Source organism: Paenibacillus sp. P2(2022) (assembly GCF_029522175.1).
Taxonomy (GTDB): domain Bacteria; phylum Bacillota; class Bacilli; order Paenibacillales; family Paenibacillaceae; genus Paenibacillus; species Paenibacillus polymyxa.
In genome coordinates, this window is the sequence record NZ_JAKWFI010000007.1 from 1 (window position 1) to 13,857 (window position 13,857).

Sequence of the window (13,857 nt, forward strand, 5' to 3'; positions counted from 1 at the left end):
CCCCTTGAAGACGACGAGGTAGATAGGTTGGGGGTGGAAGTGCAGTAATGCATGGAGCTGACCAATACTAATCGGTCGAGGGCTTATCCTAAGATAAGACGCAATGAAGTTTCGGATCCAGTTTTCAAGGTGTAACCTTGGAATTATGCTTGATATTTAATATCATTTTATTGATAATCTGAATATCTTGTAGAATTTCACTAAGCGAGTTCGTTCATATGGAGAGATACCCAAGTGGCTATAAGGGGACCCTCTGCTAAGGGGTTAGACTGCGTAAGTGGTGCGAGGGTTCGAATCCCTCTCTCTCCGCCATTTAGGACAAGCTGGTAAATTATGTTATGGCGGTGTAGCTCAGCTGGCTAGAGCGTACGGTTCATACCCGTGAGGTCGGGGGTTCGATCCCCTCCGCCGCTACCATACATACCCAGGAGGCTTAGCTCAGCTGGGAGAGCATCTGCCTTACAAGCAGAGGGTCGGGGGTTCGATCCCCTCAGCCTCCACCATTGTGCCGGTGTAGCTCAACTGGTAGAGCAACTGACTTGTAATCAGTAGGTTGGGGGTTCAAGTCCTCTCGCCGGCACCATTTTTTTGAAAAATATAGGGAACTGTGGTGTAGAGGCCTAACATGCCTGCCTGTCACGCAGGAGATCGCGGGTTCGAATCCCGTCAGTTCCGCCATTTTTCAGCTTAGTATTTTCGCCGTACTAAAGTGGGAAGGGGTATCCCTCCGCACTTTATTTTTTTGCCAATGGATATGGCTCGGTAGCTCAGTCGGTAGAGCAGAGGACTGAAAATCCTCGTGTCGGCGGTTCGATTCCGTCCCGAGCCACCTTTATATGGAGGATTAGCGAAGTGGCCAAACGCATCAGACTGTAAATCTGCTCCCTTACGGGTTCGGTGGTTCGAATCCATCATCCTCCACCAGTTTTACGAGCCATTAGCTCAGTTGGTAGAGCACCTGACTTTTAATCAGGGTGTCGAAGGTTCGAGTCCTTCATGGCTCATCAGAAGTCATCAACTATAAGTTGATGGCTTTTTTTGTATTGTTATAAGTTATGTTTTTATATAGCTTTTTATTTTAAGGTATCGACGGGTTATAATGAGTTCATTATGTTCGCTTAGTGTTTTTAATCTATATTCTAAAAAAAGTGAAGTGGTGATCGCGTGACTTTGGATACAGAATGGATTCAGCAACAGCTTCAGAATATAATTCAAGCGCCTTTTACCATAGTGCCTTGGTGCCCAGAAATGATGGCAGAAGGAGAAACAGCCGATTCAGTTATACCGGATAGATCGTTTGTTAGTGAGAATAAATTATATTTTCCGTTTCGTGCATCGGCAGGTGAACTGGCTGCTTTTGCGGTAGAGGACAGATATTTGACGGATCGAGAACGGAAGTTGATAGAAGCGTTACTGGGGAACATGGAACAAGTCTGGCAGAATGGTCCACGCTTGTCGATCAACCCAGCCTATAGCGAGGAAGAGCGGATGAATCGTTTTGGACAATGGCTCATACAGCAGGCTGCCGACCTAAACAGTGAGGAAGAAGTTCCCACTGAATTGGAGCTTCGTGATTCGTTATCAGCGTGTATGGTGCCTTTTTTACTGAATGGCGAGGGAACACAGGATGGGGCTATTACCTATACGCAGCTTCATCGATTGTTAGCGAGCTATTTTGGAGGGGAAGTGCTGCTTACTCCATTAGACGAACAATCTTGGCTGATTCTCGCAAAAAAGGAGCTGTTATTAGGAGCCGACGATGAACGGGATAAAGATCCTGAGACTAGAGAGGCAGATTTTGCGGAACCGCTGGAGGAGGTACTTACGGCTTTTAGCTTGGGGTTATATGAGCTTATCGCGAATGAATGGGTCGGTGTATTCCATTTGGCGATTTCCAAGCCTTCGGTCCCTTTGCAAAGTTTCCCCCACGAGCTGAATTTATTATGGGAGACGATCCATCTTGGCAAGCTTTTTCATGTAACAGAGCACATCCACCTTTCATGGGAGCTTCATTTGGAGAGACTGTTAAATCGCATTCCCAAGGAGCAGCGTGTACTATTTTTGGAGCAGGTAATGAAGTCATCTGTCATACTGGAAGACTCAGAAACGATGGCTACATTGGATATCTTTTTTCAACTGGATTGTAATGTGAGTGAGACAGCCAAGCGTCTGTATGTTCACCGTAATACGTTGATTTACCGTTTGGACAAGATTAAACAGGAGACCGGATTGGACGTGCGGACGTTTAATGATGCAGTTTTGGTCAAACTATATCTGCTATTGTACAAAGTGACAAAAAGGAAATAGCATTTTTGTGCAGTTTGCGAATAGCCAGGCTTTGGGTACTAGGGTAAGATACAAGTAGAAAATGTATTCGATTTCAAAACTTGACCTTGGGGAGGCAAAAGCTATGGCTGGCGTACGTTTAGAGCATATTTTCAAGAAATATCCGGGTGCAGAAAAAGCTACGGTTGTTGATGTCAATTTGGACATTCAAGATAAAGAATTTCTCGTATTGGTTGGTCCTTCCGGTTGTGGGAAGTCTACTACACTTCGTATGATTGCTGGTCTGGAGGAAATTTCAGACGGTAAATTATACATTGGTGATCGTGTTGTGAACGATGTGGCTCCAAAAGACCGCGATATCGCGATGGTATTCCAATCCTATGCCTTGTATCCGCATATGAATGTATACCAAAACATGGCTTTTGGTCTGAAGCTCCGCAAGGTTAAAAAGGAAGAAATTGATAAACGCGTACGTGAAGCAGCTAAAATCCTTGATATTGAGCATCTGCTGGATCGCAAGCCGAAAGCGTTATCGGGCGGTCAGCGTCAGCGTGTTGCCTTGGGACGTGCGATTGTACGTGACCCACAAGTCTTCTTAATGGATGAGCCACTGTCCAACTTGGATGCCAAGTTGCGTGGTCAAATGCGTGCGGAAATCACGAAGTTGGCTAAGCGTCTGGAAACGACCGTTATCTATGTAACACATGACCAGGTTGAAGCCATGACGATGGGTGATCGGATTGTAGTTATGAAGGATGGTATCATTCAACAAGCTGCATCCCCGGATGAACTGTACAACCGTCCAGTGAATCTGTTCGTTGCTGGTTTTATCGGCTCTCCTACAATGAACTTTATCTCAGGTAAGCTGGTTGAAAAAGAAGGTGCATTGCATTTCACAGCACCAGGTCTGGATCTGTTTGTACCTGAAGGTAAGGGACAGATTTTGAAAGCGAAAGGCTACATTGGCAAAGAAGTGATCTTGGGCATCCGTCCTGAGGATATTCACGAAGAGCCTGTATTCTTGGAGGCTTCTCCGAACACGATCTTTACATCCACTGTGGATGTAACGGAAAACCTCGGTCATGAAATGCTGTTGTACCTGAGCGGTGCTGGAAACGATACAATTATTGCCCGTGTAGACGGACGTTCCAATACTCGCGATGGTGTCAAAGCGAAGTTGGCTGTTGATATGAACAAAGTTCATATTTTTGATAAGGAATCGGAATTGAGCATTCTGGTTGGCGAATAAGATCAGCCTCTGGAAGAGAGTCGCAGTTTTCCCAAGCGGAGAACTGCGACTCTTTTGTATATCATATCCGCTACTAGCTTCGGCATTGCATTCAATGGAAAATTCCGATACGATGGGTGTACAATGGTGCAGGTCTAGATTTAGACAAGGTTCGTTGGCAGGAGTTCCAGATTGGGGCCTCCAACTGTCGGGATAGGGATAGCCTGGAATCCTATTGTTAAATCAAGTGAAGTGTGGACTCATTCAGGATAGACTGCGTGGGGTTGTATGGTTAATAGAATAATGCTACATAAATCAAATGGCGTATAGAATCCGGTTTTTGCAGATGAGGAGAGAATACAATGGCTAAACAGGTAAAGGTATCCGAGCTTGTACAGCAATTCCAAATGGAGGTTATTTCCGGTGAAAAGGGTCTGCGCAGACTGATCACCGTGGACGATTTGAATCGCCCAGGCCTGGAGATGGCCGGGTATTTTGAATATCATACACAGGAGCGGGTACAGCTTTTGGGAAGGTCTGAGCTGGCCTTTCTGGGTATGCTGCCTCCTGAGGAGCGACGGGATCGAATGGAGCGTTTGTGTACAGAGCTGACTCCATGTATTATCATCACACGTGGCCTGGAAGTACCGGCCGAGCTAGTGGAGGCAAGTACAGAGCGAGATATTCCTGTACTGCGAACTAATATGGCGACAACGATTTTATCGAGCCGTATCACAGGTTTTCTGGAAAGAAAGCTGGCACCTACGGCAACTATTCATGGCGTATTATGTGACGTGTATGGCGTGGGGATGCTTATTACAGGCAGTAGTGGAATTGGTAAGAGTGAAACAGCACTGGAACTCGTCAAACGTGGGCATCGCTTGGTAGCAGATGATGCGGTAGAAATCCGGCAAACGTCCGATTTTCAGTTGCATGGAACAGCACCTGAACTCATTCGTCACCTGCTTGAAATTCGAGGCGTAGGCATTATTAATGTGATGACACTGTTTGGTGCTGGTGCAGTTCGTAATAATAAGCGAATTACACTGGTTGTCCGCCTGGAGGCATGGCAACAGGACAAGCAGTATGACCGTCTCGGTCTCGATGAAGAAACTACACGCATTATTGATACAGATGTTCCACTCGTTACGATTCCAGTTCGTCCAGGCCGAAATCTGGCTGTTATTATCGAGGTAGCGGCGATGAACTATCGTTTGAAACAAATGGGCGTTAATGCAGCCCTGCAATTTACAAACAAGCTGACTGCTACGATTTCTGAAGATATGGAAGAGATGGATTAAGGTTCGTTCGGTTGCAAGGAAGGACAAGGAGTGAGAGAAACATATGTCAACGGCAACATTACTGCTGAATCCGATTGCTTTTTCAATCGGGGCAATCAAGGTCCATTGGTATGGGCTTATTTTGGGGCTGGCGGCGCTTGTGGGTTTATATCTCGCCATCCGTGAGGGAAAAAGATTCGGTATTCCGCAGGAATTCTTTATGGATATGCTGCTTCTGGGTGTTCCATCGGCCATTATTGGAGCGCGTATTTATTATGTAGCCTTCAAATGGGAAGACTACCGGGATAATCTATGGGATATCTTTAAAATTTGGAATGGCGGTATCGCGATATATGGTGCCTTGATTGGTGCTATTATATGTGCGGTTATTTATTTCCGTTATAAAGGATATAACTTCTGGCGTGTTGCTGATATTTGTGCGCCGGGTCTATTAATCGGTCAAGCGATTGGACGCTGGGGTAATTTTGTCAATCAAGAGGCTTACGGTGGACCAACGGAGGAGACTTTTTTGCGCAGTCAGCTGCATCTACCGGATTTCATTGTGAATCAGATGAACGTTAACGGGGTGTTTCACCACCCTACGTTCCTGTACGAATCGCTGTGGAGTATTGTAGGCGTGATTCTGCTGCTTGTGATTCGCCGGATGAAATTTGTACGTGCGGGTGAAATGTTTGCATTTTACTTCATTTGGTACTCTATTGGTCGCTTTTTCATCGAGCGGGTGCGGACGGACAGCTTGGCCTTTCAGGGACCGGACTGGCTGGCTTCCTTTGTGAATGCTCTGTGGTCCCCTATGGTATGGCTAGGGTTTGAACCGGGGTACTTGGACCCGAATTACGGTAATGTACGGATCTCACAGTTGCTTGCTATTTTCATCATTGTGGCTGCCGTGATTTTTATCTTGGTTCGTCGTCGGAAGGGCTCGGCCGTTGCGAGATATAGCGACCCGATTGTCTCCAGCAAGACGGGGATTGATCAGGTACCTGATATGACGCCAGAACAAGTATCCCGTCCTGGGCAGGATGCGGTTTCTCCAACAGCCACAGCGGATAAGCTATCTAAGGAAGACACGGATGAGGACAAGAAGGAGCATCTATGATAAATACGATTTTGTTTGATTTAGACGGTACCATTATGGATACGAATGAGTTGATAATCAGCACATTTTTACACATTTTGAACCATCCAGATGCGGATCCGCTAACGCGGGAGCACATTATTCCTCATATGGGGGGAACGCTGGACGATCAACTCCGTACTTTTACGGGATTAACGGATGTATCTGGGCTGGTTAAAGACTACCGTGCTTATAATCAAATTCATCATGATCAAATGGTGAAGCCATTTCCATATGTTATTGAGGTTATTCAGGAGCTACGTGCACGAGGAATTAAGTTGGGGGTTGTGACAACTAAAATACGACCATCCACGATACGTGTACTTAACCTGTTTAATCTGACTTCCTCTATGGATTATATTGTTACGGTAGACGATGTGGAGCATCCGAAGCCTCACGCGGAGCCAGTGCTCAAGGCTTTGGCAGGTTTGAATGCTAAAGCGGAACATACGTTGATGGTTGGAGACAGTTCCTTTGATATTTTGTCAGCTCAGGCGGCAGGTGTGAAATCTGCGGGAGTGGCCTGGTCACTCAAGGGTGAGGAAACTCTGCGCGGATATGGACCAGACTACATGCTATATGATATGAGGGATTTGCTGAAGCTGGAGCTTCAAGGTGTCAATGTATCGTGAGAAAGGTGAACCGCTATCCTGTAGAAGGTCCCAATGCATTGTGGCAAATTTATCGGACGGTGAGCCCTTGGAAAGGCGTTAAGAACTTCATTTTTATACAGATTGCCCGGTATTGTCCTGTGCTTTCTCTGAAAAATGTTATCTACCGCAGAATGCTGGGGATGAAGGTTGGGCAACATGCAGCCTTCGGTCTGATGGTGATGGTGGATGTTTTTTTTCCAGAGCATATTATAATCGGGAACAATTCGGTCATTGGATATAACACGACCATACTGGCTCATGAATACCTTATACAGGAGTATCGCATCGGTAAAGTGGTGATCGGGGATCGTGTGCTGATCGGCGCAAACACAACCATTTTGCCGGGTGTTACCATCGGTGACGGGGCTGTGGTAGCGGCCGGAGCGGTTGTGCATAAAGATGTACCGGCAGGTGCATTTGTAGGCGGTAATCCGTTGCGTGATTTAAGACGCTCTGGTGTGGATGAGTAGTCAATAGTATGATAAGAAGGGCCCCTTATATATTAAGGGGTCTTTCTTGTGCTGTTTTTCTGTATAATAAGTGGGGTAATGCATGTTGGTTATATTTAAAAATTGATAATAGATATTTTTGCAAAGCGATATGGGAGCGTGTTGATTTGGTCAAAAAAGAACGTATACCAGAGCTTGATATTTACCGGGGAATATTAATTGCGGCCGTCATTACCATTCATGCAACTTCAATGGCTTTGATTGATGCGCGTCATTCTCTATTGTTTTATCCTTTTTTATTTTTAAATATGTTTAGCAGCTTTGCAGTGCCTGTATTTATTTTTGTGAGCGGCTTTGTTCTATTTTACAATTATGTCGATCGGCCACTTCGTGGAAAGAGTATGCTTTTGTTTTTTCGAAAAAGACTGATGTTTATTGTGTTACCCTACGTTTTATTTTCTCTTATGTACTATTTGACCTTGGTGACACGTGGGTTGATGCCGCTTAGTGATCTTCCGCTCGTGCTGCTAACGGGAAAAGCGTATACGCATTTGTATTATGTCATTATCATCATCCAATTTTATTTGGTCTTTCCGCTGTTGTTGTGGGGAGTGCAGCGTTTACGTCATTGGTTATCGAGTCCGCGTAGAGCAGCTTTTGTCATTTTGACAGTAGGGTTAGTCATTCAATGGGGGTTTGTACTACTGAACAAATACGTTTGGCAAGAGGAGAGAGGAAGCCTTGCGATTACGTATATCAGTTATTTTGCCTTGGGTGCCGCTGTAGCGATTGGATATGAAGGGTTTAAGAAGTGGCTTTTTCCAGTTCCTGGCACGGTAATAGGTCGCGGTCGATTGATCAGCTGGTGGGCCTTGTGGGCGTCTTGGTTATTACTGGGGGTCGTTTATGTACAAGTATGGTTTGTAGCCTACCGCAAAGCCATTTATGCAGACTCGCTGGTCTATGAACTGCTACATAATGCATATGCTCTCGTATCTGCATTGGTGCTGTTTCAGTTATCGGTTTTTTTATATCGTCATACTAGTGATAGACTGCGAATGTTCATCAGTTGGCTGGGAGCATGTTCTTTCGGTATTTATTTACTTCATCCGGCGTTATTACGAGTGTATCGCAAACTGGATTTGCATGGTACACCCATAGAATATGTCTTCTCTGTTGCTGGCGGATGGGTGTTGGCGCTGTTTGGAACATGGCTGATTGTGACGTTGTTTTTTCGATATGTACCATTTTCATGGATCGGTTTGGGGACAGTTCCGAAGTTTCCATCCCAGAGTAAAGATGAACAGGCAAACTACTAAATACTTTGACTTGGACTGTTGGCTTAAGGCTGACAGTCTTTTTTTAGGATTCATGTATTTTGCATTGGATAAAATATAGAGAGGGACAGCGACTTGTCCGGGCTGTAAAAATGGGCTGCTACGTTTGGTTGACGTTCATAAGTAGGGCATGATAATATATCGAATATACTTTAGTTTGTTAGCACTTTACCATGATAAAGATATTGTGAAATCATGAGGTGATAGAGATGTCTAAGCCAAAAGGATTTGAGATTCCTGTAGGGGTTCGAGATTATCTTCCACGTGCAGTGTCGAAGCTGCGGGCCATTGAACTGAATGTACTCGCATGTATGGAGCGTTGGGGTTACCGTCAGATTATGACGCCTACGATGGAATACTACGATACAGTGGGAGTGGCTAGTTCTACTTCTGATCGGAAGCTGTTTAAATTGCTCAACAACCGGGGGACTACGTTGGTACTTCGTTCTGATATGACTGCTCCGATTGCACGGGTGGTGTCTTCGTTGCTAAAGGAAGAAGAAGTACCGCTTCGCCTGTCCTATCACGCCAATGTATTTCGAGCGATTGAGGAAGAGGCAGGAAGAGAGGCGGAGTTTTTTCAAACAGGCGTGGAGCTGGTAGGGGATGATTCACCTGAGGCTGATGCAGAGGTTGTAGCATTGGCCATTGCATCATTGCAGGCAGCGGGTGTTAACTCTTTTAAAATTGCCATGGGACATGTGGGATTCCTGAACGGGTTATTTGAAGAGATCATTCCAGGTCGCCAGGCTGAACAGCAAGCACTAAAAGAACTGTTGCTCAGTCGTGATGTAGTGGGCTACCGAGCGGCGATTGAAGCTTTAGGTTTGGCCCCCGCGCATCGGGATAAGCTGGAGGCCATTCTTCGGCTTCGTGGTGGGAAGGAAATTTGCGAGCAGGCTACCCGCCTTAGTGTGGAGCAGCAGACGATTCAATCCATTGCACATTTGTGCGAGGTGTGGGAAGTGCTGGAGGCATACGGCGTATCTGAGCATGTGTTAATTGACCTTACCATGATCGGTGATTTTTCATATTATACAGGAATGACTTTTGAGGGCTATGCAGCGGAAATTGGGTTTCCGGTATGCAACGGAGGTCGTTATGACAATCTGCTTCAGCAGTTTGGGCGATCGGTACCCGCAACGGGATTCGCATTGAAGACGAACCGAATCGTCGATGGTGTGGATGGAATTTCAATTGAGACGAAGCGTCCGATATTTATCCGTTATGACGAGCAGGAACGACAAGAGGCGCTATCCGCCGCAGCACAGCTACGTGCAGAGGGTTTTACTGTGGTGACAGGACTCACGGGGGGACCGGAGGATCGACGTCGTGAGCAGCAGGATCTGTACGCAGAGGTATACAGCTATACAGCTGAAGGAAGACGGCCCGTACAAAGGGGGGAATTGTCATGACGGAAACATTGAAGGTAGCCATGCCGAAGGGACGGATTTACAAGCAGGCTTCCAAGTTGTTCCGCCAGGCAGGGGTTCCAATTCCACTGGATGTGGACGAAACCCGCAAGTTGGTCATCCCATTGCCTGAGCTGGGAATGGAATTTATTATGGCGAAGCCCGTCGATGTTCCTACGTATGTGGAGTATGGTGCAGCTGACATCGGCATTGTCGGTAAGGATGTTTTGCTGGAAGAAAACAAGGATGTATATGAGCTGCTGGATCTGGGGATTGCCCGTTGCCGGATGTCGGTAATTGCTTTACCTGATTGGCAACCAGGTATTCGTCAGCGGGTCGCTACCAAATATCCAAATGTGGCTTCCCAGTATTTTCGGGAGCAAGGTCAGCAGGTGGAGGTCATTAAGCTGAACGGCTCCATCGAGCTGGCGCCGTTAATTGGTCTGGCAGATCGCATTGTAGATATGGTGGAGACAGGACAGACCTTGCGGGAGAACGGATTGGTTGAGCAGATTAGCATACTGGATATTACCAGTCGTTTGATTGCCAACCGGGTCAGTTACCGGATGAAAAATGGTCCGATTCAGGCGTTGTGTGATCGATTGCATCAGGTGATCCCAACTGAAGTAGTACCGAAGGATTAAAGGAACGGAGCAACGGTTCAGGAACATTCTGCAAGCAAGCAGCAGGTAGGGGGAATGAGCAAATGAAGATCGTAGCAGCCCGTGATTTCAGCCTCCAACGAGAGGTGGATTACGGAACACCGGAGCAAAACGAGGCCGTGCGTACGATTATTCAATCGGTACGCCAAGAGGGGGATGAGGCTGTCCTGCGGTATACGAAAGCGTTTGATGGTGTATCGCTGACAGCGGAGCAGCTTCGTGTGACAGATGAAGAATTGAAGTCGGCTTATGACAAGGTAGAGCCTTCATTTATACAGGCAATTCGAGAAGCGGCGGATCATATTCGCGCTTTTCACCTCAAGCAAAAGCGTAACTCATGGATGGATTTACAGCCAGACGGTAGCTTACTCGGTCAAATCATCCGGCCGTTGAAACGTGTAGGCGTGTATGTTCCAGGCGGTAAAGCCGCCTATCCATCCTCGGTGTTGATGAATGTCATTCCCGCTCAGGTGGCTGGAGTACCGGAGATCGTCATGGTGACACCCCCGGCGACAGGCGGCAAGGCAGGGATCGACCCCTATACACTGGTAGCTGCGGCAGAGGCTGGTGTAACGGAAATATTCAGGGTTGGCGGAGCGCAGGCCATTGCCTCTCTTGCATACGGGACACATAGTATTGAACCGGTCGATAAAATTTGCGGTCCCGGCAACATTTATGTAGCGCTGGCTAAGCGAGAAGTATACGGTGCAGTGGATATCGACAGTATTGCAGGACCGAGTGAAATTGTCGTATTGGCTGATGACACGGCCAATCCCTCTTATGTAGCGGCTGACCTACTTTCACAGGCAGAACATGACGAAATGGCCTCAGCCATACTGGTTACGCCCTCGCAACGCTTGGCCGAAGAAGTATCAGCCGAGGTAGGGCGCCAATTGGCGGAGTTGCCGCGCAGAGATATTGCTGCTGCATCGGTAGAGGCATACGGAGCCATCATTGTCGTTGACAATTTGGAAGAGGGCATTCGTATTGTCAATCGGCTTGCGCCCGAGCATTTGGAGATCATGACAGAGCAGCCGATGGAACATATGGGGATGATCGAAAATGCAGGAGCTATTTTTCTGGGAGCGTACAGCTCGGAGCCGGTAGGCGATTATTTTGCCGGACCTAACCACATCATCCCGACGAATGGAACGGCGCGTTTTTCCTCGCCAGTGGACATTGATGATTTTATCAAGAAGTCGAGTATGATCTATTACAGCAAGGAAGCACTGCTGCGCAATGGAGAGACCATTATGCAGCTTGCCCGGCATGAAGGGCTGGAAGGCCACGCACGGGCGATACAAGTTCGATTGGACAATGAGAAGAAGGCGGTGGATGGCGATGGGGAACGAAAATAACGAAGCAGGGCGTACAGGCAGTGTCAGCCGGAAAACGAATGAAACAGACATTCAGCTGTCATTTGCAGTAGACGGGACAGGGCAGGCAGAGATTGAAACGGATGTTCCTTTTTTAAATCACATGCTAGATTTGTTCACCAAGCACGGACAATTTGATCTTAATGTACAGGCCAGAGGGGATGTGGATATCGACGACCACCATACCGTCGAGGACATTGGGATCTGTCTGGGGCAAACCTTGCTGGAAGCATTGGGTGATAAAAAAGGCATAAGGCGCTATGCCAGCGTCTTTGTACCGATGGATGAGGCGCTCGCGCAGGTTGTTATTGATCTGAGTAATCGACCTCATTTTGAGTATCGTGCAGAGTACCCGTCTCAGCAGGTAGGCAGCTTCTCGACAGAGCTGGTGCATGAATTTCTATGGAAATTTGCGTTGGAGGCTCGCATGACGTTGCACGTCATTGTTCACTACGGGCAAAATACCCACCATATGATTGAGGCGGTGTTCAAAGCGCTGGGGCGTGCTTTGGATGAGGCGACCTCCATTGATCCGCGGGTGACAGGAGTGCCTTCAACGAAGGGAGTGCTGTAGTCCATGTCCATTGCCATTGTGGATTACGGCAGAGGGAATCTGCATAGTGTGAGCAAGGCGGTTGAGCGCCTTGGCTTTGAGGCTGTAGTGACAGGAGATGCTCAAGTGATTCGTGCCTCCAGCGGTGTGATTTTGCCGGGTGTAGGGGCCTTCGGGGATGCGATGGAGCATCTGCGTTCCAGCGGATTGGATCGGGTTATTCAGGAGGTTGCAAGTGCTGGACAACCGCTGCTCGGTGTTTGTTTGGGAATGCAGCTATTGTTCACTCGTGGTGAAGAATACGGCAGTCATGAAGGACTTAATATTTTACCAGGCGAGGTCGTTCGGTTTGCTCCTGATCTGGGCGTTAAAGTGCCGCATATGGGCTGGAATCGTCTGCGTATGACTCAGCCGGAGCACCCGCTGTTGCAGGGCTTGGAGGAAGGGCATGTGTATTTTGTGCATTCCTATCATGCGAAGCCGGAGGTCGAAAGTGATCTGCTGGCGGTGACCGACTACGGTGGGCCCGTAACGGCTATCGTGGGCAGAGGCCATGTGTATGGCATGCAGTTCCATCCAGAGAAAAGCGGAGAAATGGGGATGCGCCTGCTTCGTCAGTTTTTGGAACTAGCAGAAGCGAAAAAGCGAGCGTAACGATTCGTGAGTCTGCATTTTGTGGTACGCCAACTTTGGTCGCTGATTGATGTAAAGGCATATAGATGTTGAATAGCTCACAAGGGGGTCTTAACTTTGTTCACGATATACCCGGCGATTGATATTCGCGATGGCAAATGTGTACGACTGGTACAAGGTGATTATAACCAGGAGACAATATACAACGAAAATCCGGTGGAAGTAGCACGAGAATGGGAGCGCTTGGGCGGCTCCTACATTCATTTGGTTGATTTGGACGGTGCCAAAGCAGGTCAACCGGTGAATGATGCGCTCATTGGACGGATTGCTTCTGCGGTGCAAGTACCTGTACAAGTGGGCGGCGGCTTACGTACGCGCGAGCATGTGGAGCGGCTGTTGTCGCTGGGCGTGAGCCGGGTGATTTTGGGCACGGCAGCTATTGAGGATCGTGCTTTTACGGAAGCGGTATTGGGTACCTACGGTGATCGGATCGCCATCGGTCTAGATGCGCGAAATGGCTATGTGGCTACACGTGGATGGCTCGAAACCTCGGAGGTTCGAGCAGATGAATTGGCTGCTGAGTTGGCCTCCAAGGGAGCGGAAACATTTATTTTCACAGATATTTCCCGTGACGGCATGATGCAGGGCCCGAATGTGGAGGCAATCGCAGCGCTTGCCAAAAGCAGTGGACGAACCGTGATTGCATCCGGCGGAGTCAGCAAGATGGATGATCTAATCACACTGAGCACCTATGCGAAAGAAGGCGTAGGCGGAGCTATTGTGGGTAAAGCATTGTATACAGGGAGCATTGATTTACAGGTTGCCGTACAAGCTGTAGCAAAAGCATAGG

At 47.7% G+C, this 13,857-nt stretch carries 13 protein-coding genes, 8 tRNA genes and 1 rRNA gene; all 22 read left to right on the forward strand.

Features of this window, described 5'->3' with window-relative positions; genetic code table 11:
• Window positions 1–91: ribosomal RNA gene (locus MMB75_RS19790) — 23S ribosomal RNA — on the forward strand; the annotation flags it as partial.
• Window positions 92–220: 129 nt separating this feature from the next.
• Window positions 221–312: transfer RNA gene (locus tag MMB75_RS19795), tRNA-Ser, on the forward strand.
• Window positions 313–340: 28 nt separating this feature from the next.
• A tRNA-Met gene (locus MMB75_RS19800) sits at window positions 341–417 on the forward strand.
• Window positions 418–427: 10 nt separating this feature from the next.
• Window positions 428–503 (forward strand) — tRNA-Val (locus tag MMB75_RS19805).
• Window positions 504–507: 4 nt separating this feature from the next.
• Window positions 508–583: transfer RNA gene (locus MMB75_RS19810), tRNA-Thr, on the forward strand.
• A gap of 18 nt (window positions 584–601) precedes the next feature.
• Window positions 602–678 (forward strand) — tRNA-Asp (locus MMB75_RS19815).
• Between the two features lie 78 nt (window positions 679–756).
• Window positions 757–829: transfer RNA gene (locus tag MMB75_RS19820), tRNA-Phe, on the forward strand.
• 9 nt (window positions 830–838) lie between these two features.
• Window positions 839–924, forward strand: a tRNA-Tyr gene (locus MMB75_RS19825).
• Between the two features lie 7 nt (window positions 925–931).
• Window positions 932–1,004, forward strand: a tRNA-Lys gene (locus tag MMB75_RS19830).
• 160 nt (window positions 1,005–1,164) lie between these two features.
• Window positions 1,165–2,307, forward strand: a complete 1,143-nt coding sequence (locus tag MMB75_RS19835; protein ID WP_019685782.1) for a PucR family transcriptional regulator — start codon at window positions 1,165–1,167, stop codon at window positions 2,305–2,307.
• Between the two features lie 103 nt (window positions 2,308–2,410).
• Window positions 2,411–3,535, forward strand: a complete 1,125-nt coding sequence (locus MMB75_RS19840) for an ABC transporter ATP-binding protein (protein WP_019685783.1) — start codon at window positions 2,411–2,413, stop codon at window positions 3,533–3,535.
• Between the two features lie 341 nt (window positions 3,536–3,876).
• Window positions 3,877–4,815 carry an HPr(Ser) kinase/phosphatase gene (gene hprK, locus MMB75_RS19845; protein WP_016820103.1) on the forward strand — a complete coding sequence of 313 codons (939 nt, stop codon included), beginning with the start codon at window positions 3,877–3,879 and terminating at the stop codon, window positions 4,813–4,815.
• Window positions 4,816–4,858: 43 nt separating this feature from the next.
• Complete coding sequence (gene lgt, locus MMB75_RS19850; RefSeq protein ID WP_016820104.1) at window positions 4,859–5,914, forward strand: prolipoprotein diacylglyceryl transferase; 1,056 nt, start codon at window positions 4,859–4,861, stop codon at window positions 5,912–5,914.
• The gene (ppaX, locus tag MMB75_RS19855; RefSeq protein WP_019685785.1) at window positions 5,911–6,564 is read left to right on the forward strand and encodes a pyrophosphatase PpaX; all 654 of its coding nucleotides are present in this window, start codon (window positions 5,911–5,913) and stop codon (window positions 6,562–6,564) included. The genes lgt and ppaX overlap by 4 nt, the downstream gene beginning before the upstream one ends.
• Window positions 6,561–7,055 carry an acyltransferase gene (locus MMB75_RS19860; RefSeq protein ID WP_025363689.1) on the forward strand — a complete coding sequence of 165 codons (495 nt, stop codon included), beginning with the start codon at window positions 6,561–6,563 and terminating at the stop codon, window positions 7,053–7,055. The genes ppaX and MMB75_RS19860 overlap by 4 nt, the downstream gene beginning before the upstream one ends.
• Before the next feature lie 146 nt (window positions 7,056–7,201).
• The gene (locus tag MMB75_RS19865; RefSeq protein WP_045244934.1) at window positions 7,202–8,353 is read left to right on the forward strand and encodes an acyltransferase; all 1,152 of its coding nucleotides are present in this window, start codon (window positions 7,202–7,204) and stop codon (window positions 8,351–8,353) included.
• A gap of 227 nt (window positions 8,354–8,580) precedes the next feature.
• The gene (locus MMB75_RS19870; RefSeq protein ID WP_016820113.1) at window positions 8,581–9,786 is read left to right on the forward strand and encodes an ATP phosphoribosyltransferase regulatory subunit; all 1,206 of its coding nucleotides are present in this window, start codon (window positions 8,581–8,583) and stop codon (window positions 9,784–9,786) included.
• The gene (gene hisG / locus MMB75_RS19875; RefSeq protein WP_016820114.1) at window positions 9,783–10,427 is read left to right on the forward strand and encodes an ATP phosphoribosyltransferase; all 645 of its coding nucleotides are present in this window, start codon (window positions 9,783–9,785) and stop codon (window positions 10,425–10,427) included. Before MMB75_RS19870 ends, hisG begins: the two co-directional genes overlap by 4 nt.
• 62 nt (window positions 10,428–10,489) lie before the next feature.
• A complete protein-coding gene (gene hisD, locus MMB75_RS19880) occupies window positions 10,490–11,803 on the forward strand; it encodes a histidinol dehydrogenase (protein ID WP_045244935.1) in 1,314 nt (437 codons plus the stop codon).
• Window positions 11,787–12,395: an imidazoleglycerol-phosphate dehydratase HisB gene (hisB, locus tag MMB75_RS19885; RefSeq protein WP_026065472.1), complete on the forward strand. Its 609-nt coding sequence runs from the start codon at window positions 11,787–11,789 to the stop codon at window positions 12,393–12,395. Before hisD ends, hisB begins: the two co-directional genes overlap by 17 nt.
• A 3-nt stretch (window positions 12,396–12,398) precedes the next feature.
• A complete protein-coding gene (gene hisH / locus MMB75_RS19890) occupies window positions 12,399–13,028 on the forward strand; it encodes an imidazole glycerol phosphate synthase subunit HisH (protein WP_016820117.1) in 630 nt (209 codons plus the stop codon).
• A 96-nt stretch (window positions 13,029–13,124) separates the two neighbouring features.
• The gene (gene hisA / locus MMB75_RS19895) at window positions 13,125–13,856 is read left to right on the forward strand and encodes a 1-(5-phosphoribosyl)-5-[(5-phosphoribosylamino)methylideneamino]imidazole-4-carboxamide isomerase (protein ID WP_016820118.1); all 732 of its coding nucleotides are present in this window, start codon (window positions 13,125–13,127) and stop codon (window positions 13,854–13,856) included.
• Window position 13,857: the final 1 nt, after the last annotated feature.